General features: G+C 51.1%; 24 protein-coding genes. 14 read left to right on the top strand and 10 right to left on the bottom strand.

Annotated features, from left to right (window positions below; genetic code table 11):
* Positions 1–36 precede the first annotated feature (36 nt).
* From ABGI61_RS11655 to ABGI61_RS11630, 6 genes are all read right to left on the bottom strand, one after another.
* On the bottom strand, positions 37–372 hold the full coding sequence (locus ABGI61_RS11655; protein WP_347601236.1) for a cobalt transporter: 336 nt from the start codon (positions 370–372) through the stop codon (positions 37–39).
* A gap of 101 nt (positions 373–473) precedes the next feature.
* Positions 474–1,409, bottom strand: coding sequence for a ribosome biogenesis GTPase YlqF (ylqF, locus tag ABGI61_RS11650; protein WP_347601234.1), 936 nt, complete (start codon positions 1,407–1,409; stop codon positions 474–476).
* A gap of 109 nt (positions 1,410–1,518) precedes the next feature.
* Positions 1,519–1,800, bottom strand: a complete 282-nt coding sequence (locus ABGI61_RS11645) for a hypothetical protein (protein ID WP_347601232.1) — start codon at positions 1,798–1,800, stop codon at positions 1,519–1,521.
* A gap of 142 nt (positions 1,801–1,942) precedes the next feature.
* Positions 1,943–3,073: a CsiV family protein gene (locus ABGI61_RS11640; RefSeq protein WP_347601230.1), complete on the bottom strand. Its 1,131-nt coding sequence runs from the start codon at positions 3,071–3,073 to the stop codon at positions 1,943–1,945.
* Positions 3,070–6,546 (bottom strand): transcription-repair coupling factor, encoded by a 3,477-nt coding sequence (gene mfd, locus ABGI61_RS11635; protein ID WP_347601228.1) that lies wholly within the window; start codon positions 6,544–6,546, stop codon positions 3,070–3,072. The genes ABGI61_RS11640 and mfd overlap by 4 nt, the downstream gene beginning before the upstream one ends.
* Positions 6,547–6,582: 36 nt before the next feature.
* Entirely contained in the window at positions 6,583–7,182 is a 600-nt protein-coding gene (locus ABGI61_RS11630) for a PilZ domain-containing protein (protein WP_347601226.1), read from the bottom strand.
* Between the two features lie 95 nt (positions 7,183–7,277).
* Between ABGI61_RS11630 and ABGI61_RS11625 the strand changes: the two genes are divergently transcribed.
* Genes ABGI61_RS11625 through ABGI61_RS11615 form a run of 3 tightly spaced genes read left to right on the top strand, consistent with a single transcriptional unit; the run spans position 7,278 to position 10,381 of the window.
* Entirely contained in the window at positions 7,278–8,474 is a 1,197-nt protein-coding gene (locus ABGI61_RS11625) for a lipoprotein-releasing ABC transporter permease subunit (RefSeq protein WP_347601224.1), read from the top strand.
* Complete coding sequence (gene lolD / locus ABGI61_RS11620; protein ID WP_347601222.1) at positions 8,467–9,150, top strand: lipoprotein-releasing ABC transporter ATP-binding protein LolD; 684 nt, start codon at positions 8,467–8,469, stop codon at positions 9,148–9,150. Before ABGI61_RS11625 ends, lolD begins: the two co-directional genes overlap by 8 nt.
* Complete coding sequence (locus tag ABGI61_RS11615; RefSeq protein WP_347601220.1) at positions 9,143–10,381, top strand: lipoprotein-releasing ABC transporter permease subunit; 1,239 nt, start codon at positions 9,143–9,145, stop codon at positions 10,379–10,381. The genes lolD and ABGI61_RS11615 overlap by 8 nt, the downstream gene beginning before the upstream one ends.
* Before the next feature lie 24 nt (positions 10,382–10,405).
* On the opposite strand, the gene ABGI61_RS11610 is transcribed toward ABGI61_RS11615, so the two are convergent.
* Entirely contained in the window at positions 10,406–10,948 is a 543-nt protein-coding gene (locus tag ABGI61_RS11610; protein WP_347601218.1) for a DUF2062 domain-containing protein, read from the bottom strand.
* 25 nt (positions 10,949–10,973) lie between these two features.
* Between ABGI61_RS11610 and ABGI61_RS11605 the strand changes: the two genes are divergently transcribed.
* The 7 genes from ABGI61_RS11605 to tcdA are packed head-to-tail and all read left to right on the top strand — an operon-like array spanning position 10,974 to position 18,423.
* Positions 10,974–13,220: a DNA internalization-related competence protein ComEC/Rec2 gene (locus ABGI61_RS11605; RefSeq protein ID WP_347601216.1), complete on the top strand. Its 2,247-nt coding sequence runs from the start codon at positions 10,974–10,976 to the stop codon at positions 13,218–13,220.
* Positions 13,221–13,253: 33 nt separating this feature from the next.
* Positions 13,254–15,005 (top strand): lipid A export permease/ATP-binding protein MsbA, encoded by a 1,752-nt coding sequence (gene msbA, locus ABGI61_RS11600; RefSeq protein ID WP_347601214.1) that lies wholly within the window; start codon positions 13,254–13,256, stop codon positions 15,003–15,005.
* Positions 15,002–15,997 carry a tetraacyldisaccharide 4'-kinase gene (lpxK, locus tag ABGI61_RS11595; RefSeq protein WP_347601212.1) on the top strand — a complete coding sequence of 332 codons (996 nt, stop codon included), beginning with the start codon at positions 15,002–15,004 and terminating at the stop codon, positions 15,995–15,997. The genes msbA and lpxK overlap by 4 nt, the downstream gene beginning before the upstream one ends.
* Positions 15,987–16,184, top strand: a complete 198-nt coding sequence (locus tag ABGI61_RS11590; protein WP_347601210.1) for a Trm112 family protein — start codon at positions 15,987–15,989, stop codon at positions 16,182–16,184. The genes lpxK and ABGI61_RS11590 overlap by 11 nt, the downstream gene beginning before the upstream one ends.
* Positions 16,172–16,924, top strand: a complete 753-nt coding sequence (kdsB, locus tag ABGI61_RS11585) for a 3-deoxy-manno-octulosonate cytidylyltransferase (RefSeq protein WP_347601208.1) — start codon at positions 16,172–16,174, stop codon at positions 16,922–16,924. The genes ABGI61_RS11590 and kdsB overlap by 13 nt, the downstream gene beginning before the upstream one ends.
* Complete coding sequence (locus tag ABGI61_RS11580) at positions 16,925–17,629, top strand: TIGR01621 family pseudouridine synthase (RefSeq protein WP_347601206.1); 705 nt, start codon at positions 16,925–16,927, stop codon at positions 17,627–17,629.
* A 2-nt stretch (positions 17,630–17,631) separates the two neighbouring features.
* A complete protein-coding gene (gene tcdA / locus ABGI61_RS11575) occupies positions 17,632–18,423 on the top strand; it encodes a tRNA cyclic N6-threonylcarbamoyladenosine(37) synthase TcdA (protein WP_347601204.1) in 792 nt (263 codons plus the stop codon).
* On the opposite strand, the gene ABGI61_RS11570 is transcribed toward tcdA, so the two are convergent.
* From ABGI61_RS11570 to ABGI61_RS11560, 3 genes are all read right to left on the bottom strand, one after another.
* Positions 18,416–18,865 (bottom strand): SufE family protein, encoded by a 450-nt coding sequence (locus ABGI61_RS11570; RefSeq protein WP_347601202.1) that lies wholly within the window; start codon positions 18,863–18,865, stop codon positions 18,416–18,418. The genes tcdA and ABGI61_RS11570 overlap by 8 nt on opposite strands.
* The gene (locus tag ABGI61_RS11565; protein WP_347601200.1) at positions 18,862–20,073 is read right to left on the bottom strand and encodes an aminotransferase class V-fold PLP-dependent enzyme; all 1,212 of its coding nucleotides are present in this window, start codon (positions 20,071–20,073) and stop codon (positions 18,862–18,864) included. The genes ABGI61_RS11570 and ABGI61_RS11565 overlap by 4 nt, the downstream gene beginning before the upstream one ends.
* A gap of 148 nt (positions 20,074–20,221) precedes the next feature.
* Positions 20,222–21,505, bottom strand: coding sequence for a citrate synthase (locus ABGI61_RS11560; protein ID WP_347601198.1), 1,284 nt, complete (start codon positions 21,503–21,505; stop codon positions 20,222–20,224).
* Between the two features lie 392 nt (positions 21,506–21,897).
* On the opposite strand from ABGI61_RS11560, the gene sdhC reads away from it, so the two are divergent.
* From sdhC to ABGI61_RS11540, 4 genes are read left to right on the top strand one after another with little or no spacing between them, the layout of a single operon-like run.
* Entirely contained in the window at positions 21,898–22,275 is a 378-nt protein-coding gene (gene sdhC, locus ABGI61_RS11555) for a succinate dehydrogenase, cytochrome b556 subunit (RefSeq protein ID WP_347601196.1), read from the top strand.
* Entirely contained in the window at positions 22,266–22,613 is a 348-nt protein-coding gene (gene sdhD / locus ABGI61_RS11550) for a succinate dehydrogenase, hydrophobic membrane anchor protein (protein ID WP_008223105.1), read from the top strand. Before sdhC ends, sdhD begins: the two co-directional genes overlap by 10 nt.
* Complete coding sequence (sdhA, locus tag ABGI61_RS11545; protein ID WP_347601194.1) at positions 22,614–24,386, top strand: succinate dehydrogenase flavoprotein subunit; 1,773 nt, start codon at positions 22,614–22,616, stop codon at positions 24,384–24,386.
* A 14-nt stretch (positions 24,387–24,400) separates the two neighbouring features.
* A complete protein-coding gene (locus ABGI61_RS11540; RefSeq protein ID WP_347601192.1) occupies positions 24,401–25,120 on the top strand; it encodes a succinate dehydrogenase iron-sulfur subunit in 720 nt (239 codons plus the stop codon).
* Positions 25,121–25,200: the final 80 nt, after the last annotated feature.

The raw sequence follows: 25,200 nt of genomic DNA, 5'->3' as shown, positions 1-25,200 counted from the left end.
ATTAATTTCAACAATAAAACGGTGAATTAAACAGGTTCAGGCGTTTGGTGGAGGTACAGGAGGTTGGTAGTGAATGCAGTTAGCCCCTGGGGTAGGGGGCGCAACAGCGGTGCAATTCACCGCAGTGGCATGGTGCAAATTCTGATAAGCAATATGACAACTGACATGGGCATGTTGAGGGTGGCCATGGCCGTCTTCCGTATCGGTAACACTGTGTTGGATTTCAGTATCGGTATTGGCAGAATTACAGTGCGACACGCTGGTGTAGCTGTGATCATGTTCAGGCAGATGTATTACCATAGCGTCACAGGCTAACACCGCATGGTTTAGCATGATGACTAGCAGTAATATCAGGCCTGAGGTTCGGCGCAACGTTATTTCTCCAATACAGGGCGGTTTATACTAGCGCTCTGGCACTGTTACGGCAACCCGCATCAGGTTACAAAATACCCGCCAGCTTGCTATCGGGCGTGTTAGCGGTATTTGCGCGCGGCTTTGCGCTTACGCTCGGCTTCGCGCTCGGCCTTTTCTTTCGCTTTTGCTGCTTCTTCGGCCTTGGCGTCTATTTGTTCCTGGCTGACCATTTCCGGTGTTTCAAGGGTGATAGGGCCCAAATTACCGGCGCGTAGCTCGGTAATTAAGATGCTGCCAACCTTTTCTAAATCTACTATGCCGCCTTTACGCATGGCGCCACGTTTTTGGCCGATGGCATCCATCAGGGCTAAATCGTTTTCTGGCAGCTCGGTTAAGCCAAAGCGCTGCATTACTGCGTCCGGGTAGGCTTTAAGCAGGTAGTCGGCAGCGAACATCGCTATATCCGCGTAGTCGAACACAGTATCTTTAATGGCGCCGGTGACTGCTAAGCGATAGCCGCAGGTTGGCGGGCTGAGTTTTGGCCATAAAAAGCCGGGTGTGTCGGTTAAAATGACGTTGTTATCGAGCTTAATACGCTGCTGCATCTTAGTGACACCAGCTTCATTACCGGTTTTGGCAATAGTACGCCCGGCCAGGGTGTTAATTAGGGTTGATTTACCCACGTTAGGAATGCCCATAATCATGGCGCGAGCCCCACGTATGTCTAAGTTGCGCTCGGGCAGCATGTCATTACATAGTTGCAGCAGGGCGCGGATCTGCTCCGGGTTTTGCTGGCTTATCGGTATGGCTTTAATGCCAGACTGGCTGTCAAAATGGGCGACCCAGCGCGCGGTTAATGCAGGGTCGGCCAGATCGGCTTTATTTAACACCTTGATACAGGGCGTGCCCCGGCGTAGTTGCGGCACCAGCGGGTTCTCGCTGGAAAACGGAATGCGCGCATCCAGCATTTCGATAATAATATCGACCTGCGGCATGACTTCGGCAATTTCTTTACGGGCTTTGTGCATATGGCCCGGGAACCAGTTAATCGACATCCGTTACTACCTATAACTATAACCAAGCAAAAAGTACGCAGCGGCTTCAAACCAAACACAGAGCCACTGCAAATTGGTCGCTATGATAGCCTAAAACACCATCTGGATGTTAGTGCAGCACAAACTGGTAAATGCTTAACACCGATAAGGGTGCTAACAGGGCAGAATAGCAGGCTACGCCAGGTAAGCGGATGATACCCAGGTTGCGGAATAACAATAATAACTGAAACAAACCCAGTAGCGGCGGTAACAGCGTAATCCAGACACTGTCTGCCAGTGATGGCAACAACCAACTGAGTAGCGGGTTGCAGCTGCTGGCAACCACTAACAACGCCAATAACAGTAAATACTGCTTCGGAGTAAACTCCGGTATTGGGGTTAAATCGTCCATAATGCTCTGCGAAATAAAATTACTGTAGGGAAATATAGAGAAATAACATCCTGTTTACCCGTACAGTTTTGTTTAAAAATGTAATAACGCGGCAAGCTTAGGCAGTTGTCGTCATTTTGGCAATGCCTTTGTGATAATTTTATTACTCTGTTAGCACTTGTTGCTCACTTTCTGCCTCAATATCGGGTTGTGGCGGCTCATAACGGCGAATTTGCAGTACTATGCCCAGGTATGGATGATCGAGATAATGCACCTCACCGCTGATCACCCGACGGCTTTGCCGCACATAAATGGTGTTCAGTTGATCCTGACCCGGTTGGCGCAGGTTAAATTCGGTGTTAACAAACAGATAGTGATCCAGATGCAGTTTAAATAAGCCATCTAGCTGCCACACCTGATCCGGTAACTGGTTCGCGGTGAGTACAGTGTCTGCACTGATACTGTCAAGCGGGCTGTTTTGCGTCGCCGGCAACTGGCTATTGGCTTGCAACTGCTGCAGCAGCAGTTCGATATTGCCAAGCATGTCATCTTGATTGCTGTCATCGGCCACCATCACCGGTGATGCTATGTCAATAGTGCTTTCAAGTTCTGGCTGGGCTGCTGTTTGTAGTGGTTGCCCCCAGTAATCAAATTGCTTGCTGTAATTGGTACCGGCAAACCAGCGGCTGGCAATGGCGCGTCGCTCGGTTACCGGTGCCTGACGCCAGGCCGTGTGCAGTAAAATCTGGTTACCCGGCAGCCGTCTTATTTTGCTTGCGATGTCGCTAAATTGCAGGGCTGAGGCGTCGGCTAAATAAGGGGCGTTCTGGTGCTCGCCTTTGCCGCTAATCACAGACGGTAACTGCTGTGGATAGGGCAGTGTGGTATTAAGGATGCGCTGCTGCATAACATGGCTTAGTTGCCAGGGCTGAGGCTGCGCCTCAATAACACACAATGAGCGTGGCATAGTGCGCGGTAAGCCTAAGCTATGCTGTAACATTACACTGAACGGCTCGACAGCAGGCTGTTGGCACAGTGGTAAGTCTGTTAACAGCGCGCTGATATCTGCTTGCAATAATGGCGTAAGCAGATCATAAGCCCGGCCTGGTTTAACCGGTGTAACCTGCCCGGTGAACTGCTCTTGTAGCGCTGCAGGTGGCGTTTGGCTGAAGATCAGCATTTCTACTTCAAACCAACGTTGTTCCTGAGCGCTTAGCGCGTTGCTAAAAAGCGAGGTTAACCCCAGCGCTAGTATGGCCCGGCAGCGCAAAGCGCCAAAGATTGCTGTTCTCATGTTGCTACCTTATGTTTTGCAAAGTCGGTAAGCATATTGGCTATCAGGCTCAGTCTTTCGCTGCCATCGTTAGAGGCAATGGCAAAGCGCAGCTTCTGGCCACCTTCCAATTTAAATACCCGCGATTGTTTTTGAATAAGCTCAATGATATACGCGGGTGACACCGCTGTTTTATCGCCAAATTCTACCATACCGCCTTTGCTGTTGGCTTCAATCCTTTTAATACCGAGTTGTTCAGCCTGTAATTTAAACTCGGTGATTGCCACCAGGTTTTTCGCAGCGTCGGGCAATAAGCCAAACCGATCAATAAGCTCTACCTGTACTTCGTCCAGCTCTTCAACAGTTCTGGCCGATGCCAGCTTTTTATAACAAGACAGTCGCAGGTTAACATCTGGTATATAGCTGTCGGGCAACAGCGCCGGTATGCGCAGTTCAATTTCGGTTTGCTGGCTTAGCATTGCATCCAGGCTCGGCTCACGACCGTTTTTCAGCGCTTGTACTGCCTGCTCCAGCATGTCCATATACAGGCTAAAGCCGACCGATTCTATTTGGCCGCTTTGCTCATCGCCCAAAAGCTCACCGGCACCACGTATTTCTAAATCGTGCGTGGCCAGAGCAAACCCTGCACCTAAATCTTCCAGACTGGCAATAGCTTCAAGCCGTTTTTCTGCATCTTTGGTCAGTCGCTTCGGTGGTGGTGTTAATAAATAAGCATATGCCTGATGGTGCGAGCGGCCAACCCGGCCACGCAGCTGATGCAACTGCGCCAGGCCAAAATTATCGGCGCGGTTAATAATAATGGTGTTAGCCGTTGGTACGTCGATACCGGTTTCGATAATGGTGGAGCATAGCAGCACATTAAAACGCTGATGATAAAAATCTGCCATGATCTGCTCAAGCTCGCGCTCACGCATTTGACCGTGCGCTATGCCGATAATTGCCTCAGGCAGCAGCTCGGCTAAATCTGCAGCGGTTTTCTCAATAGTGGCGACGTCATTGTGTAAAAAGTACACCTGTCCGCCGCGCAAAATTTCGCGCATGACCGCTTCGCGGATAAGCCCAACCTCGTACTCGCGCACAAAGGTTTTTACCGCCAGCCGCCGTGCTGGTGGGGTGGCAATAATGGATAAGTCGCGCATGCCTGACATCGACATATTAAGCGTGCGCGGAATCGGTGTGGCGGTGAGCGTTAAAATGTCGATATTAGCCCGCAGCGCTTTAATTTTTTCTTTTTGACGCACGCCAAAGCGGTGCTCTTCATCAACAATCAGCAGGCCTAAGTCTTTTAAGCGAATGTCGTCCTGCAACAGCTTGTGGGTGCCAATCAAAATATCGACTTTGCCATTTTGCGCATCGTCTAAAATGGTTTTTTGTGCTTTGGTACTGACAAAGCGCGATAACACTTCAACCCGTACCGGCCAGTTGGCAAAACGATCTTTAAAGTTTTCATAATGTTGCTGCGCTAACAGCGTAGTAGGTACCAGAATGGCGACCTGTTTGCCATCGTTTACCGCGACAAAGGCAGCGCGCATCGCCACTTCGGTTTTACCAAAGCCAACATCCCCACACACCAGCCGATCCATCGGCTGCGGGCTTTGCATATCACGCAGCACGGCATCAATGGCATCTTGCTGATCGGCCGTTTCTTCAAACGGGAAGCTGTCGGCGAAGGCCAGGTATTGCTCCTCGTCCAGCTTAAAGGCATAGCCCTGATGCGCAGCGCGCTGGGCGTAAACATCGAGCAGCTCAGCCGCCACATCGCGTACTTTTTCTGCCGCTTTGCGCCGTGATTTCTCCCAGGTGTCGTTACCGAGTTTATGCAGCGGGGCATGTTCGGCATCACTTCCGCTGTAGCGGCTAAGCAAATGTAACGAACTTACCGGCACATAAAGTTTACTGCTGCCGGCGTATTCAATGGTAACAAATTCGGCACTGATGCCACCTGCATCCAGTAGCTGCAGGCCCTGATAACGGCCAATACCGTGCTGTAAATGCACTACCGGCTGGCCGATATTCAGCTCGGCCAGGTTGCGGATCACGGTGTCGCTGGAAATCTGTTGGCTACGTTTGCGTCGCCGGCGCTGGCTGATTTTTTGTCCAAACAGCTCATTTTCACTGATAAGCGCAAGCGGAGCAGGCTCAAGTAACCAGGCGCCTTGTTCCAGCGCGCCTATCACTATGCCCACATCGGCGTCGCTTTGCTCAAAGGCGGTGATATCCGCAAATTGGCTGATATGCATGCCGGCTTTGTGTAATAGCTGTAGTAAGCTTTCGCGCCGGCCTTCACTTTCAACAAAAAACACGGCCCGGCCGCGCTGCTGTTTTAACTGCAGAATAAACTGCTGCAGCGCCTGTAGCGGGTTACTTAGCTGATGGTTTACGCTCAGATCTGGCAGCGTGGCCAAAGCCAGATTACCCTGGCCGGCTTTAGGGCTAAGTTCGGCCTGGCTTAAACGGATGCGGCTGTACCCTTTGATGCCGGCAAATAACTGGTCTACCGACAAATACAGCTCTGCCGGCGGCAGAATAGGCCGCAGTAAATCGATGGCTCTGTCATCATAACGGCGTTTCAGCTCATGCCAGAATTTGTCTGCGCTGTGCTGAATATCGCCCAGCAACAGGCAGCGGCAATGTGTGGGCAGGTAATCAAATAAACTGGCTGTTTTTTCGGTAAAAAGCGGTAAGTAATATTCGATACCTGCCGGCAGCACGCCCTGGCTTACTTGCTGGTACAAGGATTCTTTTTCAGTGCGGGCGTTAAAGCGTGCCCGGTAAGCCAGGCGAAAGCGCTCTATGGCGGCATTGTCGGTAGGGAACTCATGCGCCGGTAACAGCTCAATGGCATCCACTTGGGCAAGGCTGCGCTGGTTGTCTGGGTCAAAGGTGCGAATGCCGTCGACTTCATCGTCGAAAAAATCGATGCGATAGGGTGTATTGGCACCCATCGGGTATAAATCGACGATAGAGCCGCGGACAGAAAATTCACCATGCTCCATCACTTGCTCAACTGCGCGGTAACCCACCTCAACCAATCTGCGCTTTAGTGCGGCTAAATCGACCTGTTGCCCTTTGGCAATTAAAAAGCTGTACTGAGCTAAATAATCCGGGTGACACAACCGTAGCAGCAAGGTGCTAACCGGCACGACCACCAGGCCTTGTTTTAGTGTCGGGAGTTGGTGCAGGGTTTTTAACCGCTGCGAAATAATGTCCTGATGCGGCGAGAACACATCATAGGGCAGGGTTTCCCAATCTGGCAGGCTAAGCAGCGGGCAGTTGCTGTGCTTATTAAAAACGCCAAGCTCCTGCTCCAGACGCAGGGCGCTTGGGGTGTCGGGCACCAGCAATAAATACACACCGGGTTGTTGTGTTAAAAGCTGTGTGATAGCCAGCGGCAGTGCCGCACCTTGCAGGTTGCCCCAGTGCAGCTGATCGGCGGGCTGTTTAATCTGCGGTAAATTGACAATCAGATCCATGTAAAACGATTAACCTTAATACTAAGAGGCCTGCTGCTAACCGGGCGTTTGCTGCTGGCGTCGCTGGGCGTTTTGTTTTAGTAAACGTGATTGCTGGTGCAGGCTGGCGCGGACTATCAGCTCGCGATCTTCCTCACGAATACGGGAAAATACCAGTGTAACCTGCCATTTATCCTGCTGCGGTTGGCAGGACAATACCTGACCGTAGCAAAACACTGCACCGTCGTTGTTGTCTAAAAACAATTTAATTTCAACAACCTGTAATAACTCTAGCGGGCTGTCTGCCAAATAACTGCAGCCGCTACCGCCGTAGCTCAGGCTGGCGTATCGGTGCATGTCACTATCTTGCTGGCGCAATACGTAGTGCAGTAATAGATCGATCTTTTTTGCTTGCTGCTGCAGATAATTGGCCAGCTCTTCGGCCAGCTCGCCCAGCCGGTTCAGTGAGCGCAGCGCTGAGCTGTTTAAGCTGTTCGCCTCGCTTGCCAGCAGAAAAGGCGGCGGTATGGCGTTTAGCAGGGCCGCTTCATCTGGCAAAGGGCCTGGAATGGGGCGTATATTCAGGCTGATATTATGCTCAACACTGAAATAATCCTGATAGGCATCTGCTAACTGCTCAAGTGTTAACTCACTCATGCTTGACCTTCGTAAGTTGCTTGTCACCACTGACAATTATCTCTATGATCGGCGTCACTTTATCATCTAAAGCAGGCCTTGTCCTGAATATTAGGATGCCGTTGCCAGTCAGTTTAACTATCGGCCTTCGCTATAGCCAAAGCCGCAAAGGTAATGCCTTTATCTCTTTTATCACGCTGTTTTCACTGGCCGGTATTTTTCTTGGCGTAATGGCTTTGACCATTGTCAGCTCGGTGATGAATGGCTTTGAAGGCGAACTGAAAAAGCGCATTCTGGGCGTGATCCCGCATATCGTGGTTACCGCGCCCGCTTCTTACAACAGTTGGCAGGCGCCTATACTTGCCCAGCAGCAGGTACAGCAAATCACGCCGTTTTTACAAGCCGAGGCCTTGGTGCAATCGCCCCGTCAGCTAACCGGTGTGCTGTTGCAGGGCGTGCAAACCGATGCTTTACCAGTATTTATGCAACAAGCTTTGCTGTTGGGCGATTGGACGACGTTTTCCCGCCAGCGCTATGCCGTCATTTTAGGCCGTGGTTTGGCTGAGCAGTTAGAAGTGTCGGTAGGTGATCAGGTGCGCTTTATGTTGCCGCAAGCCGGCAGCTACACCCCAATGGGCTGGGTGCCACGCCAGCGTTTATTTGTCGTCGCCGGTATTTTAGAAACCGGCTCAGACGTAGATAAGCTGATTGCGCTGACAAACCTGGCCGATTTAACGCGGTTGCTGGGCAGCCAGCACGAGCATTCACAGTGGCGGGTAAGTTTAGCCGAGCCTTTTGCTGCACCGGCTATCGCGGCGAAGTTGGCGACAGATAGCAATTTAACCGTAGAAGACTGGCGGCAAAGCCATGGCAAGCTGTTTTCGGCCGTCGCGATGGAAAAGGCGATGATGTGGTTGATGCTACTGCTTATTGTCGCGGTTGCAGCCTTTAATATCGTCTCGGCGTTGGTGATGATGGTGACCGACAAACAAGCCGAAATTGCCATTTTAAAAACCCTGGGTATGAATGACCGCCAGCTGTTTAATGTGTTTGCGGTTCAGGGCTTAGTGAACGGCGTGCTCGGCGCTTTAGGTGGTGTACTGGCCGGTATTTTATTGTGCTGGCAGCTTAACCCTATTATGGCGCTGTTTGGCTTGCAACTGGCACCGGGTGTAGCGCTGCCGGTTGACATCAGATTCTCGCAGTTAGCGTTAATTTTATTAAGCGCCATTGGTTTAACCTTGCTGGCGGTATGGTATCCGGCCAGACGGGCGGTAAGTATTAATCCGGCGGAAATTTTACGTGATGAATAAGGTTCTTCAGGCAAGTAAGCTGTGTAAAAGTTACCGAGATGGCCAGCAGGTCACACAGGTATTACATGGCGTTGATTTAGACGTTGATAGTGGCCAGATGCTGGCGCTGGTGGGCAGCTCGGGCTCGGGTAAAAGTACCCTACTGCATATTTTGGGCACGCTGGATCAGGCCGACAGCGGTAAGCTGTTGTTGCTGGGTGAAGACGTCGCCCGTTTAACTGGAGCCGAAAAAGCCTGCTTACGTAACGAGCAACTGGGCTTTATTTATCAGTTTCACCATTTGCTTATGGATTTTAGCGCGGTAGAAAACGTGGCGATGCCGCTGTTGATCCGTGGCCTTAATGCTACTGAAGCAAAAAAGCGCGCAGCGCAGATGCTGGAGCGCGTAGCGCTGTCACACCGCTTAACGCACAGGCCGGCTGAGCTTAGCGGTGGTGAACGCCAGCGGGTCGCCATCGCCAGAGCCTTGGTAGGTGAGCCGGCGCTGGTGCTGGCAGATGAACCCACCGGCAACCTGGATCAGCATACTGCCGAGACTGTCTATCAGTTACTGCGCAGTTTAAACCGTGATTTAGGCACCAGTTTTATCGTGGTAACGCATGATTTAGCGCTGGCCTCCAAGCTCGATAGCTATCAGCTGATGCGCGACGGCCACCTGGAGCGCGCCCATGGCTAATCTGGCCTGGCAGCTGGCAAAACGTTATCGCAATACCCGCCATAGCAGCGGCTTTATCCGTTTTATTTCTGCCAGCTCTACCTGCGGTATCGCATTAGGTGTTGCGGTGTTGATCCTGGCGCTGTCGGTAATGAACGGCTTTGAGCTGGCATTAAAGCAGCGCTTGTTGTCGGTTATTCCGCATATTGAACTTGAAGCCGTGCAGCAGCGCATTAGCGACTGGCCGCGCAAGCAACAAGCCTTTAGCCGCGTAACGGGTGTTGAGGCAGTGGCGCCTTATATCAAAACCAATGGCATGCTGCGATTTGCCAATCAGGTGAAAGCAGCAGAAGTGCGCGGTATAGTACTGGACGCTGAGCGTCAGCTGAGTGATTTTGCCAATTATGTCAGTGCCGGTAGTTTGCACAGCCTGAATGACAATGACGTGGTATTAGGCCAGGGTATTGCTGATGCGCTGGGTGTTAGTGTTGGCGAACAGGTGCAGCTGATGTTACCCAAACTGACCGACGATGGTCGCCTGGCCAGCCACGCCAGCAGCAGTTTAACCGTCAGCGCTATAGTCGCCGTTGGCGGTCAGCTCGATTACAGTCAGATTTGGCTAAACTTGCCCACGCTGGCGCGCCTGCTGGATTTTTCCCCTGACAGCATTCAGGGCTTTGCATTTCGTATTGATGATATTTTTGCTGCGCCGCAGTTAGCGCGTGAACTTGGCCGTGTTTCAGAGGATTATGTCTATTTGCTCGACTGGTTTCGCAGCCAGGGCCATGTTTATCAGGATATTCAAATGGTGCGCGGCATCTTATATTTAGTGCTGGCACTGGTGATCGCGGTGGCTTGTTTTAACATCGTCGCCACGCTGGTAATGGCGGTGCGGGAAAAAGAGGGTGATATCGCCATTTTACTGACGATGGGCATTTCGCCAGCCAGTATCATTGCCACCTTTATGTGGTTAGGTTGGCTTAATGGTCTTATTGGCAGTGTGATTGGTGCTATCGTCGGCGTGTTGCTGGCCAGCTATATTGAGCCATTGTTTGCCGCCGTTACTCAACTGCTGGGGCACTCATTGCTTGACCCCAGTATCTATTTTATCGATTTTGTACCGTCGTTATTACGCTGGCAGGATGTGGCTTTTACGCTTGCGGTAGCACTGCTTATGAGTTTGCTGTCAACGCTGTATCCGGCCTGGCGCGCCAGTAAGGTGCAACCGGCGCGTATCTTGGGACAGCGCTAGTGTTTGTTGTTCTTAAAGTCAGCGCTACTGCTTGTCGTCAGGCGCTTTATGATGTCTGCGTTTTAATGCGCGCAGTAGCTGCGATTTTCTGACCGAAATACGCCATAGCCAGTCAATCACAAAATAGCCGACGATTGCCGAGCAGATCCCCATTAAAAAACAACCGGTCAGAAAAGGCTTACCGATAGTGGCGATACTGTGCTGTAACCAGGCCCAGCTGGCTTCAAAGGCAAAAGGTTCGATAGGCTCACGCAAAGTAACAGTGCCGACCAGATAAGCAATATAAAATAGGATCGGCATGGTAAGCGGGTTGGTTATCCACACCAGCGCCACAGACAATGGCAGGTTTACCCTAAGGGGGATGGCTACAGCCGCAGATACCACCATCTGAAAGGGTATCGGCATCCAGGCAAAAAACAGCCCGACAGCAAAAGCACCGCGCGCCGAGCGGCGGTTTAAATGCCACAAATTACCATCATGCAATAACGAGCCGAAGATCTTTAACAGCTTCTGCTGCTTGATTTTCTCCGGTGATGGTAGATATTTCTTAATAATGTTCTTTGGCATTACAACCTATTCACAAAAAACAAACATGAAATCTTTTTGTTTCGGTGTGCTCGCTGGCTGCCTATTGTCATTATTTTTGCCAATAGTGCCACCTTTTTTCACAGTATTTTTGCTGCTGGCCGCCTTTTTCATGTTGTTGTGGCGTCGGTGCGCGTTTTTAGCCGGTATAGCGGCATTTCTCATCAGCTGGGGATGGCAGTACCACAGCTATCTGCAATCGCAGCAACTTCTGTTCAGCCAGCAAGCGCCTGTTACGGGTTTCATCGTCGGTACTGTGCAGCAGTATGCTGAGTATAGCCAATTTAAATTTCAGTTGGTCAAAGGCGCAGGGCAAGGCTATCAGCTGAATTTAAACTGGAGCTATCCGCCACCGCTACTGAAGAGCGGCCAGTACTGGCAGCTGAGCGCCAGGCTTAGGCCGGTTACCGGAGTGGCTAACCCTGGTGGGCCAAACCGCGAAGCGATGGCTCTGGTTAGCGGCGTGCTGGCGCAGGGCAGTGTAATAGATGCTTCAGAGCCCAAGCTGTTAGGTGAATATTCCGGCTTACGCCAACGTATTTTGGCACGGGTTACAGCGGCTACCCAAGAGTTGTCTTCGGCGCCCTTGCTGCTGGCGCTGACGCTTGGCGAGCGACAATTTACTGATCAGCTCTGGCTGGGGTTGCAGCAGTCTGGTCTGGCGCATTTGGTGGCTATTTCCGGTTTGCATATTGGCCTGGTGTTTGGCTGGGGTTTATTAATATTCAGGCTGTTACCGTTACCACTTTCACTTTTACGCTGGCAGCGGCCACTGGCACTGCTGGGGGCGCTGGCGGTCGCTTTGTTATATGCCTGGTTAGCCGGCTTTGCCATTCCCACGGTGCGGGCGGCAGCAGCCCTGGCACTGTTGGTGCTAAGTTTACTGCTTAGGCGTAGGTTAAGTTATAGCCACTACTGGCTGCTGCTGTGTGCTGTGTTGTTACTGGCGCAGCCTTTTTGGGCGCTGAGTAAAAGCTTCTGGTTATCCATGTTGGCGGTAGCGGTTATTTTCTTTTTACTCTGGTTGCAACCCAATTACGCTAGTACCTGGCGGCAACGGCTGTGGATTTTATTGCGCTTTCATTTCAACCTGACGGTGTTTATGGCGCTGTTAAGTTTGTTGATGTTTGGCGGCAGTGCCACCTTGTCATTGGTATCTAACCTGTTGTTTGTGCCCTGGTGTAGTTTGCTTGCCATTCCGTTGTTACTGTTGTGTTTACTGGCAGAGCTTATCGCCATGCCCGGCCGACAGTGGTTGTGGCAGGCCTGCGATAGCGTGTTCTCGCCCTTGCTATGGTATCTGAACTGGTGTGCCAATATGCCGGCCTGGTGGGCCGTGCCAGACTTACCCATTACAGTCGTGGTGGTACTGGCGTTGTTATTATCAGCCTTGTATTTACAGCGAAAACGCTGGCTTTTCAGTCTGGCGCTTCTGAGCGCGCTGCCACTGCTGTTGGTGTTTAGCCGCCAGGCGCCCTGGCAACTGCATCTGATTGATGTCGGACAGGGCCTGGCAGTATTGCTGCAGCATAATGAACGTGGCTTGTTATATGACGCCGGGCCGCGTTATGCCAGCCATAGTGCGACAGCGGCGCAGGTGCTGCCTTATTTGCGTAGTCAGGGCGTAACACAGCTCGACTACCTGATTTTAAGCCACGATGACAGCGATCATACCGGCGATTGGGCGCTGCTTAAGCGTCACTATCCCAACCTGCAAGTGTTTAGCGATATCCAGCACAATGAAATAACTGCAACGTGCCAGCAGTTACCCCGCCAATACGGCATGGCTAAACTGACTATGCTGGACACTGGTGGGCCGCACAGCAGTAAGAATGATAGCTCCTGTGTGCTGCTGATAGAGCTGTATCAGTGGCGCTTTTTGCTGCCGGGCGATATAGGTGTTTCAATAGAGCGGCAACTGCTGGCGCGTTACCCGACACTCAGAGCTGAAGTGCTGGTGTTGTCCCATCATGGCAGTAACAGCTCCAGCGATTACGCCTTTTTGCATCAGCTTGCCCCGATCTGGGCGCTGAACAGTGCCAGTTTGTATAACCGGCATCAGCATCCGGCGAACCCGGTGCGCCAGCGCTTAATGCAGCTTGGTATACCGCTGGTGAATACCGCGCAAAGCGGTGCTATTCGCTTAACGATCACTGAGCCCATGCTGCAACTTGAGCAGTATCGCGCACAAAGAATACCCTATTGGCTACAAAAGCCGGTTGGAAATGCTGAAACCTTGGCCGCAACACGCTAGAATAACCGGCATCTCTGTCAGCAGGATTTTATTTTGACATCACAGGTTAGCAACCCGGTCGCTGTGTATAAGCGCTTGTTACAATACGCCAAACCTTATCGGGCTGGTTTTATCGTTGCCATTGTTGGCATGATTGGTTATGCCCTGGTTGATGCGGCCTTCATCTCGATGATCCAGCCGTTTATTGACCATGGTATTCAGGATAAAGACACCGAGTTTCTAAAATACGCACCGCTGGTGGTTATCTTGATGTTTGTACTGCGCGGGGCTAGCCATTTTATTGCTACCTACTGTATCAGCTGGGTCGGGGGTCATATTGTAAAAGATATTCGCCAGCAGTTATTCAGCCATATTTTGCGGTTGCCGGTTAGTTTTCACGATCAGCACTCTACCGGTGAGTTAATCTCAAAAATTACCTACGACGCTGAGCAGGTTAAGCAGTCATTAACCAAGGCACTTATCGTGCTGGTACGTGAAGGGGCTTTTGTTATTGGTTTGATCGCGGTGATGTTTTATCACAGCTGGCAGCTGTCGCTGATTTTCTTTCTGATAGCCCCAGTCATAGCACTGATCGTAAGTTTTGTGTCTAAACGCTTTCGCCAGCTTAGCCGTCGCATTCAGCAAGCCATGGGGGGGGTAACTACCTCGTCAGAGCAAATGCTGAACGGCCATAAAGTAATTTTGGCCTTTGGTGGGCAGGCATTAGAAGATCAGCGTTTTGCGGCGGTAAATAATAATACCCGTACCCAGGGTATAAAAATGGATGCAGCGCAGGCGATAAGCTCTGGCATTATTCAGTTGATCGCCTCTTTTGCCCTGGCTTTTGTTATTTACATGGCCAGCTCACCAGAGATGTTAAACCAGCTCAGTGCCGGCAGCTTCTCCGCCATAGTCACCTCTATGGTGGTGCTGTTAAAACCGTTAAAGCAGCTGACTACAGTAAACAGCGATTTTCAGCGCGGTATTGCTGCAGCGTCGAGTATTTTTCAGGTATTAGACCAGCAACCCGAGCAGGACAGCGGCACCTTAGCGTTAGAACGGTCCAGCGGCGATATTCGTTTTGAACAGGTGAGCTTTCGCTATCCTGGCCATGAGCAGCAGGTGTTATCGAATATCAGCTTCAGTGTAAAACCCGGACAAACGGTAGCGCTGGTAGGGCGTTCCGGCAGCGGAAAGACCACTATTTCCAGCCTGATCCCGCGTTTTTACCCGGTAACGGACGGCCATATCCTACTGGATGGCCATGATATCAATGACTACCAGCTGGCGCAGCTACGAGCGCAAATCGCTGTGGTATCCCAGCACGTCACGCTGTTTAATGACAGCATAGCGAACAATATTTGCTATGGTATGACACACAGTGTCACTAAAGCGCAGCTGATGGAGGTGGCTGAAAAAGCCCATGTGCTGGAATTTGCCGAAAAGCTGCCACAGGGTCTTGATACCATAGTGGGTGAAAACGGTGTCAGTTTATCCGGCGGTCAGCGCCAGCGCATTGCTATTGCCAGGGCCTTACTGCGCGAAGCGCCGATATTAATTCTCGATGAAGCCACCTCAGCGCTGGATACCGAGTCAGAGCGTAAAATTCAGGCGGCACTGAATACGTTGCTGCAGGGCCGCACCAGCATTGTCATCGCGCACCGGTTGTCCACCATTGAAAACGCCGACAACATTATTGTGATGGACCAGGGCTGTATTGTTGAGCAGGGCGACCATGCCAGTTTACTGGCAAAAAATGGCGCCTATGCCCAATTGTATAAACTGCAATTTGGCGAGCAGCAGTGAGCCAGAGCAGCCACTTTATTGAGCGGATCTGGTATCAGGGCAGCAAGGGCTATGGCGTCTATTATCTGCTGTTGCCGCTAAGTGTGCTGTTTGCATGTATCAGTGCGCTGCGCCGCTTACTGTTTCGCGTGGGCGTGTTAAAAGCAAACAAGCTGCCGGTGCCGGTTATCGTGGTGGGCAATATCAGCGTTGGCGGCACCGGTAAAACGCCTTTTACGCTGGCACTGTGCAAATTTCTGCAACAACAGGGCTTTACACCGGGCATTATTAGCCGCGGCTATGGCGCCGACATTAAAGTACCACGCCTGGTAGCTGCCAACTCTAATGCCTCCGAAGTGGGTGATGAGCCATTAATGCTGCATCAACAAAGCGGTTGCCCTGTGGTGGTGTGCCCAGACAGAGTCTCGGCAGCGCGTTTTTTACTGGCGCAAACGCCTTGCGACATTATTATCAGCGACGATGGCTTGCAGCATTACCGTCTGGCACGGGATCTGGAGATTATTCTGCTCGATGGCAGCCGCGGTTTGGGTAACGGCCAGCTTTTGCCAGCCGGCCCTTTGCGCGAAGGCCCTTGGCGGTTAAAAACGGCTGATATGGTGGTGGCAAATAGCCAAATGCTACCGCAGGCTGATGGCCTGATGCAGCTTGAGCCTGGTAAGGCAAAAGCCTTGCACGGTGATGCTGAACTTGCGCCCTGTGCTGTATCTTTGGTAGCCGCTATTGGTAACCCGGCACGCTTTTCCCGCACTGTACAGCAAGCCGGCTTTGCCATTAGCAGCGAACGTTATTTTGCTGATCATCATCAGTTCACTCCGGCGGATTTCACCGGTATTACCGGCCCGATACTGATGACCGAAAAAGATGCGGTAAAGTGTCGCCCCTTTGCCGGCACCGATTGGTTTAGCCTTGGCGTACAAGCCAGGCTGGAACAACCGCTTGAAGCTAAACTTATTACCCTAATAACCCGTCTGCGGAGCAGCTATGGCGCTTAAACTTGCATTAACCGAAATTCTGGCCTGCCCACTGTGTAAAGGCAAACTTGATTATGACCAGGCGCAGCAGCAACTTATTTGCCGCTTTGACCGCCTCGCTTATCCCATTCGTGACAATATCCCGGTGTTGCTGGTAGACGAAGCGCGCGAACTGAGCCTGGAAGAGGTAGAGCAATGGCGTTCTTAGTGGTTATTCCGGCGCGCTATGCCAGCAGCCGGTTACCGGGCAAACCCCTGGCCGACATTGGCGGCAAAAGTATGGTCGAGCGTGTTTATCAGCAGGCGCTGCAAAGCGGAGCCAGCCGCATTGTTGTAGCAACTGATGATGAGCGGGTAGCGGCAGTGGTGGATGCTTTTGGCGGTGAAGTGTGTATGACAAGGCCCGAGCATAATTCCGGTACCGAGCGTCTGGCCGAGGTGATCAGCAAGCTGGCGCTGCCGGCTGAAACGGTAGTCGTAAATGTGCAGGGCGATGAGCCGTTTATTCCGCCGCTGATTATCCGTCAGGTGGCGCAAAACCTGGCGGCGCAGCAAAAAGCCCGTATGGCCACGCTGGCAGTGCCGCTAAGTGATAGCAGTGAAATCAGTAACCCGAATATCGTTAAAGTAGTCAGCGATAAAGACGGTTATGCGCTATATTTTAGCCGCAGCGTGATCCCCTTTGACCGTGACGGCAAGTTCCAGCAGCAACTGGCACAGCATTACCGCCGCCATATCGGTATTTACGCTTACCGTGCCGGTTTTATTCAGCAATATGTCAGCTGGCCAGCGTCAACCCTCGAGCAAATTGAAAGCCTGGAGCAGCTGCGCGTGTTGTGGCAGGGCGAGGCGATTCATGTTGATACGGCGCTGCAAACCCCGCCAGTGGGAGTTGATACCCCGGAAGATCTGGCGCATGCCCGCCGCTATGCCGCCACACTTAGCTAAATGACGCCGGCGTTTACCATACTGGATGAACAAGCCGGTTTTGTCGTGCTGGACAAAGCCGCCGGTGTCAGCTTTCACTCCGATGATGGCGCCGGCCTGGTGGTTCAGGCCGCTCAGCAGCTGGGTTATTCGCTTTATCCGGTGCACAGGCTGGATAAGGTCACCTCGGGTATTATTGTATTGGCACGAAACGCGGTGGTGGCCGCTGAGCTAACCGCGCTGTTCAGCGCGCATCGGGTTGAAAAGTATTACCTGGCATTAGCTCAAGGCAAACCTGTAAAAAAACAGGGTTGGGTAAAAGGCGATATGGCAGTAGCACGGCGCGGCAGTTGGAAGCTACTCGATAGCCAGCAGAACCCTGCGGTTACGTACTTTATTAGCCAGGGCTATACCGATTTGCCATTTCGCGCCTTTTTGGTGAAACCCTACAGCGGTAAAACCCACCAGATCCGGGTAGCGCTGAAAAGCCAGGGCGCGGCTATTTTGGGTGATAGCCAGTATCAGGGTAGTGCTGCCGATAGGGTTTATCTGCATGCTTATGCGCTGCGGTTTAATTTGTCTGGCCAGTGCTACAGCTATGTGTGTTTGCCCCAGCAGGGCATACAATTTCAGCAGCTGCTTGCCAGCGGCCTGCCGCAAGATTGGGCCAAGCCCTGGCTATTAACTTGGCCAACCTTCACCTTACCTCAGAAGTTGAGTAATTAATCATGTCCGATTATCAGTTACGTTTTGCCGGTATTGGCCGTTTGTACGGAACAGCAGCGCTGGAAAAGTTTCGCCGTGCCCATGTCTGTGTGGTCGGTATTGGCGGGGTAGGTAGCTGGGCAGCCGAAGCACTGGCCCGTTCAGGTATCGGCGAAATTACGCTGATCGATTTGGATGATGTTTGTATTAGCAACGTCAATCGGCAATTGCACGCATTAAGCGACACCATAGGCAAGGACAAAGTGGCGGTAATGGCGCAGCGTATTCTGGCTGTAAACCCGGATTGTGTGGTGCATCAGGTGGAAGATTTTATCAGCAGTGACAACTTGCAAACACTGATTACCCCGCAGCTGGATTATGTGGTGGATGCGATAGATTCTATTAAAGCCAAAGTGGCGCTGCTGGCGCACTGCAAACGCAATAAAATTAAACTGATCAGTACCGGCGGTGCCGGCGGCCAGACCGATCCGACGCAAATTCAGATTGCTGATTTAACTCAAACCATAAATGATCCTTTGCTCGCTAAAGTGCGCAACAGTTTACGCCGTGATTATCACTACAGCCGTAACCCGAAACGGCGTTTTGGCATTGAATGTGTGTATTCCACCGAGCAGCTGGTCTATCCGCAGCCGGATGGCAGTGTTTGTCAGCAAAAAACGCCACAGCTTAACGCTGAAGGCGAGGTAACAAGTATGCGGCTCGATTGCAGCGGTGGTTTTGGTGCTGTTACGGTGGTTACCGCCAGCTTTGGCCTGGCGGCGGTGTCCAGGGTGTTAAAGAAACTGGCTACTTAGCGCTGCTGCAGCTCTTAATGCGTGCTGCCATAGCGGTTAAACCATTGCCACGTGACTGGCTTAAATAGGGTTTTAAGTTTAGCTCATCAAACTGTTGGCTTAAGTTGAACTTTGCCAACGCGCTGCTGCTCATGCCATTGACCAGACACAGCATAATCGCCATTAAGCCTTTAACAATGCGGGCGTCGCTGTCCAGCACAAAAAAGTGCTTATCCTGCTTTTTATCGTGATAGTGCAGCAGCCAGGCCCGACTTTCACAGCCTTTTACCAGTAACTCCTGCTGCTTCATTTTCTCTGGCAGCGGTGGCAACTGTTTACCCAGCTGCATCAGAATACGGTACTTGGTTTGCCAGTCTTTTGCTTGTTTAATGTCAGGCAAGGCCTGCTGCTGTATCGCTTGTAACGCGATATCCGTATCTGCTAATAGTTGTTCTAGGTTCATGCAGTTAAAATCTCCACGGCTTGCTCCAAGGCGAGCAGGCACTGGTTTACGTCGTCCAGCGTGTTATAGGCGGCGAAGGCAACTCGTACCGCACCGCTTAGTGCCAGATAATCAAACAATGGCATGGCACAGTGCTGGCCTGCACGCACCGCCACCTTTTGCTGATTTAAAAGATCTGCCACATCAGAGGGGTGTTCGCCGTCAACATTTAATGCCACTATGCCGGCATTATGCACAGGCATCGATAAAATTGCTACGCCTTTGATCTGGCGCGCGCCTTGAAAGAAGGCGTTTAATAACAGCGATTTATGCTCAATTATTTGCGTGTTGTTATATTGCTGTAACCAATTGATGGCGGCTGCTAGGCCGATAACGCCGGCTATGTTGGGTGTGCCTGCTTCTAATCGAAAAGGTAAATTGTTAAAGGTTGTGTTAACAAAACTGACGCTGTCAATCATTTCACCGCCGCCATAAAGCGGTGTGAGCTGCTCCAGCCAATGTGTTTTCCCATACATCACGCCAATGCCGGTCGGGCCATAGAGTTTGTGACCGGAAAACACGTAAAAATCGCAGCCTAGCTGTTGCATATCGGGCTGCTGATACACCACGCCCTGAGCACCATCAACAACCGTAATAGCGCCGGCAGCTTTAGCCAGCGCGACCATCTGTTGCACCGGTTGAATATGCCCCAGCACATTAGAGATATGGCTGAAGCTGACCAGTTTGGGCTTAAGCGCCAACAATTGCTGGTAAGCATTAAGGTCAAGTTGTCGCTCATTGTTTAACGGCACGACATCAATAATGACGCCATGGCGCTGGCAATGCAGTTGCCAGGGCACGATATTGGCGTGATGCTCCAGTTGAGTAAGTAAAATACGGTCGCCGGGTTTAAGCACGGTAGGCATCAGGCCAAATGCCAGCTGATTTAAGCCGGCAGTGGCACCACTGGTAAAGATAACTTCATGGTCATACTGTGCATTGATGTATCGGGCAATGGTGTGTCTTGCCTGCTCAAATTGTGCTGTTGCCTGCTGGCTTAAGCTATGCGCACCACGATGCACATTGCTGTTGTCTTGCTGATAAAACCTGCTAATGGCCTCTGTTACCGCGTCGGGCTTGTGCATAGTGGCCGCATTGTCCAGATACACCCAGTCTGAATGATGACGGAAAAAAGCGAACTGACGGCGAAACGAGCTAACATCGAACATGGTAAAAGCGCAACGATTTGGGCCTGGTGGCGCGATTTTGCCTGCTTTTAGCTAGCGGCGCAAATATGTTGGTTCGCACAGAACCGTAAACAGACAACAAAAAAGCGGCCAGAGCCGCTTTTTTAGAATGACGTTATTAGCGCAGGGCTTAACGTTTGTTCAGCGGTGTAAAGTCACGCGAGGTATAGCCAGTGTATAGCTGACGTGGACGGCCGATTTTGTGGCCCTTCTCGCTTAACATTTCATCCCAGTGTGAAATCCAGCCCACAGTACGTGACATGGCAAAAATTACCGTGAACATACTGGTTGGAATACCAATGGCTTTTAAGATAATGCCAGAGTAGAAATCAACATTCGGGTACAGTTTCTTCTCGATGAAGTAGGGGTCTGACAGCGCAATACGCTCCAGCTCCATCGCCACATCCAGCAATGGGTCTTTAATGTTCAGCTCTTTAAGCACTTCATGGCAGGTCTCACGCATTACCTTGGCACGTGGGTCAAAGTTTTTGTATACGCGGTGGCCAAAGCCCATTAAACGGAAGCTGTCGTTCTTATCTTTAGCACGGGCAACAAACTCCGGAATGCGCTCAACTTTACCAATCTGTTGTAACATCTTCAGACAAGCTTCGTTGGCACCACCATGTGCCGGGCCCCACAGTGAGGCAACACCGGCCGCAATACAGGCATAAGGGTTTGCTCCAGATGAACCGGCTAAGCGCACGGTAGAGGTTGATGCGTTTTGCTCGTGATCAGCGTGCAGCATGAAGATGCGGTCCATGGCTTTAGCCAGGATCGGGCTGACTTTGTATTCTTCTGCTGGCACTGAGAACATCATATGCAGGAAGTTTTCAGCGTAGCTTAAGTCGTTACGCGGATAAACAAACGGCTGACCAACAGTGTACTTATAAGCCATCGCTGCCAAGGTAGGCAGTTTGGCTATTAAGCGGTGCGCACTGCGCTTACGCTGCATCGGATCGTTAATATCTAAATCTGAGTGATAGAACGACGACATGGCACCGACTACACCACACAACATTGCCATTGGGTGAGCGTCAACGCGGAAACCCTGGAAGAAGGCAGCGATTTTCTCGTGCACCATGGTATGACGGGTAATAGTGTTCTTAAACTGATTGTATTGCTCAGCCTGCGGTAATTCACCTTCTAATAACAGGTAGCACAGCTCCAGGTAGTCGGAATGTTCTGCCAGCTGCTCGATAGGGTAGCCACGGTGCAACAGCACGCCGTTATCGCCATCGATGTAGGTAATTTTAGACTCACATGAACCGGTAGACATAAAACCCGGATCGAAAGTGAAGTAACCATGCTGACCCAAGGCGCGAACATCAATTACGTCAGTGCCGGCGGTGCCAGAGTATATTGGCAACTCGAACGATTTCCCATCGACCTGCACGACGGCCTTTTTATCTGCCATTGGATTTCTCCTGTTGTTGTAGTATCGGGTTAAAGGAATTTAGCAAAGTGGCCGCTATTCTACCTACAAACGACCCTATAAAGTCAATTTTAATGCGTTTGTGCTTAATAAGTATTCGACTCTAGTATTATTGCCGTAAGTTGCAAACTGTGTAATTTTGCGCTTACGGATTTTTTCAGCCAAAACCAAACAAAAATTGTAATAGCGTGACGTGAAATATATACTATTGCGGTTTTTAAACAGTTCACCCAGCAAGCACTTTTTGCTTATCTGGCCGCACTGATCCAGCTTGAGCGATAGGGTGTAAAAGTGTTGGGTGTTGACTGTTTATACAGCAATGACAACGACAATGACAACAAGAGCTCGATTATGGGCATCGATGGGCAAGCACTGTGAAAAAACAAAGACCAGTAAATCTCGACCTCTCTACCATATCGTTTCCGGCACCTGCCATAGCGTCAATCCTGCATCGGGTTACCGGCGTAGCATTGTTTTTCGCACTGATATTCGTTATCTGGGCCTGGGCCTACTCGTTACAGGACCAGCAAAGCTTTGACTATGTGAAAGCGCTGATGACATCACATTTGGCGAAATTCATTGCCTGGGGCACTATCACAGTACTTATTTACCATCTGGTGGGCGGTATCCGTCACCTGATTATGGACATGGGGCACTGGGAAGAGCTGAAATCCGGTAATTTAAGCGCCAAACTGGCGATCGCACTGTGGGTAGTATTAGCAGTATTAGCAGGAGTATGGTTATGGTTCTAAATCAGGCAAGCCTGAAACGCGATGGTGTGCAGGATTATGTTTCACTGCGGGCAACAGCCATAGTGCTGGCGCTATACAGTGTGTTTATTTTAGGTTTCTTCATTATTACGCCGGAAGTTACCTTTGAGGTTTGGCAAGCGCTGTTTGCCAATACGCTGGTTAAAGTATTTACCTTGTTAGCTTTAGTGTCTATTGCCGTGCACACCCGCATCGGTTTATGGCAGGTGCTGACTGATTATATTAAATCAGCTGCACTACGTGCCGTATTGCAATTCTTCCTGTATGCGCTGGCGTTTGCCTATGTTGCCGTTGGCCTGTTTGTTTTGTGGGGTGCTTAAGTGACTATTCCAGTAAGAGAATTTGACGCCATTGTTATTGGTGCTGGTGGTGCCGGCATGCGTGCTGCACTGCAAATTACGCAGTCTGGTTTAAGCTGCGCCTTATTATCTAAAGTGTTTCCAACCCGTTCTCATACGGTATCTGCCCAGGGTGGTATTACTGTTGCGCTTGGCAACAGCCATGAAGATAACTGGGAATGGCATATGTTCGATACCGTTAAAGGCTCCGATTATATCGGTGACCAGGACGCTATCGAATACATGTGTAAAACCGGCCCTGAAGCCATTACTGAGCTGGAAAATATGGGTTTACCGTTTTCACGTTTTGAAAACGGCCGTGTTTATCAGCGTCCGTTTGGTGGCCAGTCGAAAAATTTCGGTGGCGAGCAAGCCGCCCGTACTGCAGCCGCGGCTGACCGTACCGGTCATGCTTTGCTGCACTTGCTGTATCAGCAAAACGTAAAAAATAAAACTCAGGTATTCTCTGAGTGGTACGCGCTGGATCTGGTGAAAAACCAAGATGGTGCTGTAGTAGGTTGTACCGCTATTGATATCGAAACCGGCGAAATTGTTTATTTCAAAGCTAAAGCGACAGTATTAGCTACCGGTGGTGCAGGCCGTATTTATGCCTCTACCACAAACGCGCACATTAACACCGGTGACGGTGTTGGTATGGCGCTGCGTGCAGGTGTGCCACTGCAAGATATGGAAATGTGGCAATTCCACCCAACCGGTATTGCCGGTGCCGGTACCCTGGTTACCGAAGGCTGCCGCGGTGAAGGCGGTTACTTACTGAATAAAGACGGCGAGCGCTTTATGGAGCGTTACGCGCCAAACGCTAAAGACTTAGCCGGCCGTGACGTTGTTGCCCGCGCCATGATGACGGAAATCCGTGAAGGCCGCGGTTGCGATGGCCCATGGGGCGTGCACATTAAACTGAAACTGGATCACTTAGGTGAAGAAGTACTTGAAAGCCGTCTGCCGGGTATCTGTGAACTGTCACGTACCTTTGCTCACGTTGACCCGGTAAAAGAGCCTATTCCGGTTATTCCAACCTGTCACTATATGATGGGTGGTATTCCAACTAACGTGCATGGTCAGGTTATTTCGCCTAAAGCGGACGGTTCAGAAGCGGTAGTGCCGGGCTTATTTGCCTGTGGTGAAATTGCTTGTGTGTCAGTACATGGTGCTAACCGCCTGGGTGGTAACTCACTGTTAGACTTGGTAGTATTTGGCCGCGCGACCGGTTTACATTTAGGTGAAGCGCTGGCTGCTACCTCAGAAGGCCGTGCTGCCAGCCAGTCAGATCTGGACGCCGCTTTAGCGCGTACCCGTCGCTGGGAAGACAGCAAGCCAGGCCAGGGCGAAGACCCGGTACAGATTAAGAAAGATCTGCAAAACTGCATGCAGCTTAACTTCTCGGTATTCCGTGAAGGTCAGGCGATGGCAGATGGCTTAGCCCAGTTAAAAGAGATCCGTGAACGCTTAAAGTATGCCCGTCTGGATGATAAGAGCTCAGATTTTAATACCCAGCGTATTGAATGTCTGGAGCTGGATAACCTGATGGAAACCGCATTCTCTACCGCTGTTGCAGCTAACTTCCGTACAGAGAGTCGTGGAGCGCATGCCCGTTTTGACTTCCCTGAGCGCGATGATGAGAACTGGCTGTGCCACAGCGTTTATACGCCGGACACTGAGTCGATGTTTAAGCGTAAAGTGAATTTAGAGCCTAAATTCCGTGAAGCTTTCCCACCGAAAGCGCGTAAGTATTAAGAGGGCAGACAGCGATGCAGAAGTTAGTATTTTCCATCTATCGTTATAACCCTGATGTCGACAAAGCGCCGCGCATGCAGGATTACACGCTGGATAACCCGGAAGGCCGGGACATGATGGTGCTGGATGCGCTACTGAAGTTAAAAGAGCAGGATCCAACCTTATCGTTCCGCCGCAGCTGCCGTGAAGGTGTATGTGGCTCTGATGGTTTAAACATTAACGGTAAAAACGGCCTGGCCTGTATTACACCCTTATCGGCTGCCGGTTTAAAAGGCGGTAAAATTGTGGTGCGGCCACTGCCGGGCTTGCCGGTAGTGCGTGACCTGGTGGTTGATATGAGTCAGTTCTATACGCAGTACGAGAAGGTTAAGCCGTACTTAATTAACGACAGCAAGTTACCACCAGCCGGTGAGTTTTTGCAGTCGCCTGAAGAGCGCGCTAAGCTGGACGGCCTGTACGAGTGTATCTTGTGCGCTTGTTGCTCAACGTCTTGTCCGTCGTTCTGGTGGAACCCGGACAAGTTTATCGGCCCGGCGGGTTTGTTACATGCATACCGCTTCCTGGCAGATAGCCGTGACACGGCCACCGAGCAGCGGTTAAACGATCTGGACGATGCATTTAGCGTATTTCGCTGCCACGGCATTATGAACTGCGTTAACGTATGTCCAAAAGGGTTAAACCCCACCAAAGCTATTGGTGAGATTAAATCTATGTTGTTAAACCGGGCGCTGTAATGCGCCCTTTTTTGGTATGTGCATGAAAAACTGCCTGGTTGGGTGCAACCAGGCCGTTTTTTTGCTACTTTTTCCAGGTG

The organism is Rheinheimera fenheensis (genome assembly GCF_039871805.1).
In the GTDB taxonomy this organism is placed as follows: Bacteria; Pseudomonadota; Gammaproteobacteria; order Enterobacterales; family Alteromonadaceae; genus Alishewanella; species Alishewanella fenheensis.
This window is presented reverse-complemented; position numbering and strand designations above follow the sequence as displayed.

Excerpts from the sequence above, each read along its gene's own strand:
- ylqF (WP_347601234.1), bottom strand. The coding sequence starts at position 1,409 with ATGTCGATTAACTGGTTCCCGGGCCATATGCACAAAGCCCGTAAAGAA.
- ABGI61_RS11645 (WP_347601232.1), bottom strand. The coding sequence starts at position 1,800 with ATGGACGATTTAACCCCAATACCGGAGTTTACTCCGAAGCAGTATTTA.
- ABGI61_RS11640 (WP_347601230.1), bottom strand. The coding sequence starts at position 3,073 with ATGAGAACAGCAATCTTTGGCGCTTTGCGCTGCCGGGCCATACTAGCG.
- mfd (WP_347601228.1), bottom strand. The coding sequence starts at position 6,546 with ATGGATCTGATTGTCAATTTACCGCAGATTAAACAGCCCGCCGATCAG.
- ABGI61_RS11630 (WP_347601226.1), bottom strand. The coding sequence starts at position 7,182 with ATGAGTGAGTTAACACTTGAGCAGTTAGCAGATGCCTATCAGGATTAT.
- ABGI61_RS11625 (WP_347601224.1), top strand. The coding sequence starts at position 7,278 with ATGCCGTTGCCAGTCAGTTTAACTATCGGCCTTCGCTATAGCCAAAGC.
- lolD (WP_347601222.1), top strand. The coding sequence starts at position 8,467 with ATGAATAAGGTTCTTCAGGCAAGTAAGCTGTGTAAAAGTTACCGAGAT.
- ABGI61_RS11615 (WP_347601220.1), top strand. The coding sequence starts at position 9,143 with ATGGCTAATCTGGCCTGGCAGCTGGCAAAACGTTATCGCAATACCCGC.
- ABGI61_RS11610 (WP_347601218.1), bottom strand. The coding sequence starts at position 10,948 with ATGCCAAAGAACATTATTAAGAAATATCTACCATCACCGGAGAAAATC.
- ABGI61_RS11605 (WP_347601216.1), top strand. The coding sequence starts at position 10,974 with ATGAAATCTTTTTGTTTCGGTGTGCTCGCTGGCTGCCTATTGTCATTA.
- ABGI61_RS11590 (WP_347601210.1), top strand. The coding sequence starts at position 15,987 with ATGGCGCTTAAACTTGCATTAACCGAAATTCTGGCCTGCCCACTGTGT.
- kdsB (WP_347601208.1), top strand. The coding sequence starts at position 16,172 with ATGGCGTTCTTAGTGGTTATTCCGGCGCGCTATGCCAGCAGCCGGTTA.
- ABGI61_RS11580 (WP_347601206.1), top strand. The coding sequence starts at position 16,925 with ATGACGCCGGCGTTTACCATACTGGATGAACAAGCCGGTTTTGTCGTG.
- tcdA (WP_347601204.1), top strand. The coding sequence starts at position 17,632 with ATGTCCGATTATCAGTTACGTTTTGCCGGTATTGGCCGTTTGTACGGA.
- ABGI61_RS11570 (WP_347601202.1), bottom strand. The coding sequence starts at position 18,865 with ATGAACCTAGAACAACTATTAGCAGATACGGATATCGCGTTACAAGCG.
- ABGI61_RS11565 (WP_347601200.1), bottom strand. The coding sequence starts at position 20,073 with ATGTTCGATGTTAGCTCGTTTCGCCGTCAGTTCGCTTTTTTCCGTCAT.
- ABGI61_RS11560 (WP_347601198.1), bottom strand. The coding sequence starts at position 21,505 with ATGGCAGATAAAAAGGCCGTCGTGCAGGTCGATGGGAAATCGTTCGAG.
- sdhD (WP_008223105.1), top strand. The coding sequence starts at position 22,266 with ATGGTTCTAAATCAGGCAAGCCTGAAACGCGATGGTGTGCAGGATTAT.
- ABGI61_RS11540 (WP_347601192.1), top strand. The coding sequence starts at position 24,401 with ATGCAGAAGTTAGTATTTTCCATCTATCGTTATAACCCTGATGTCGAC.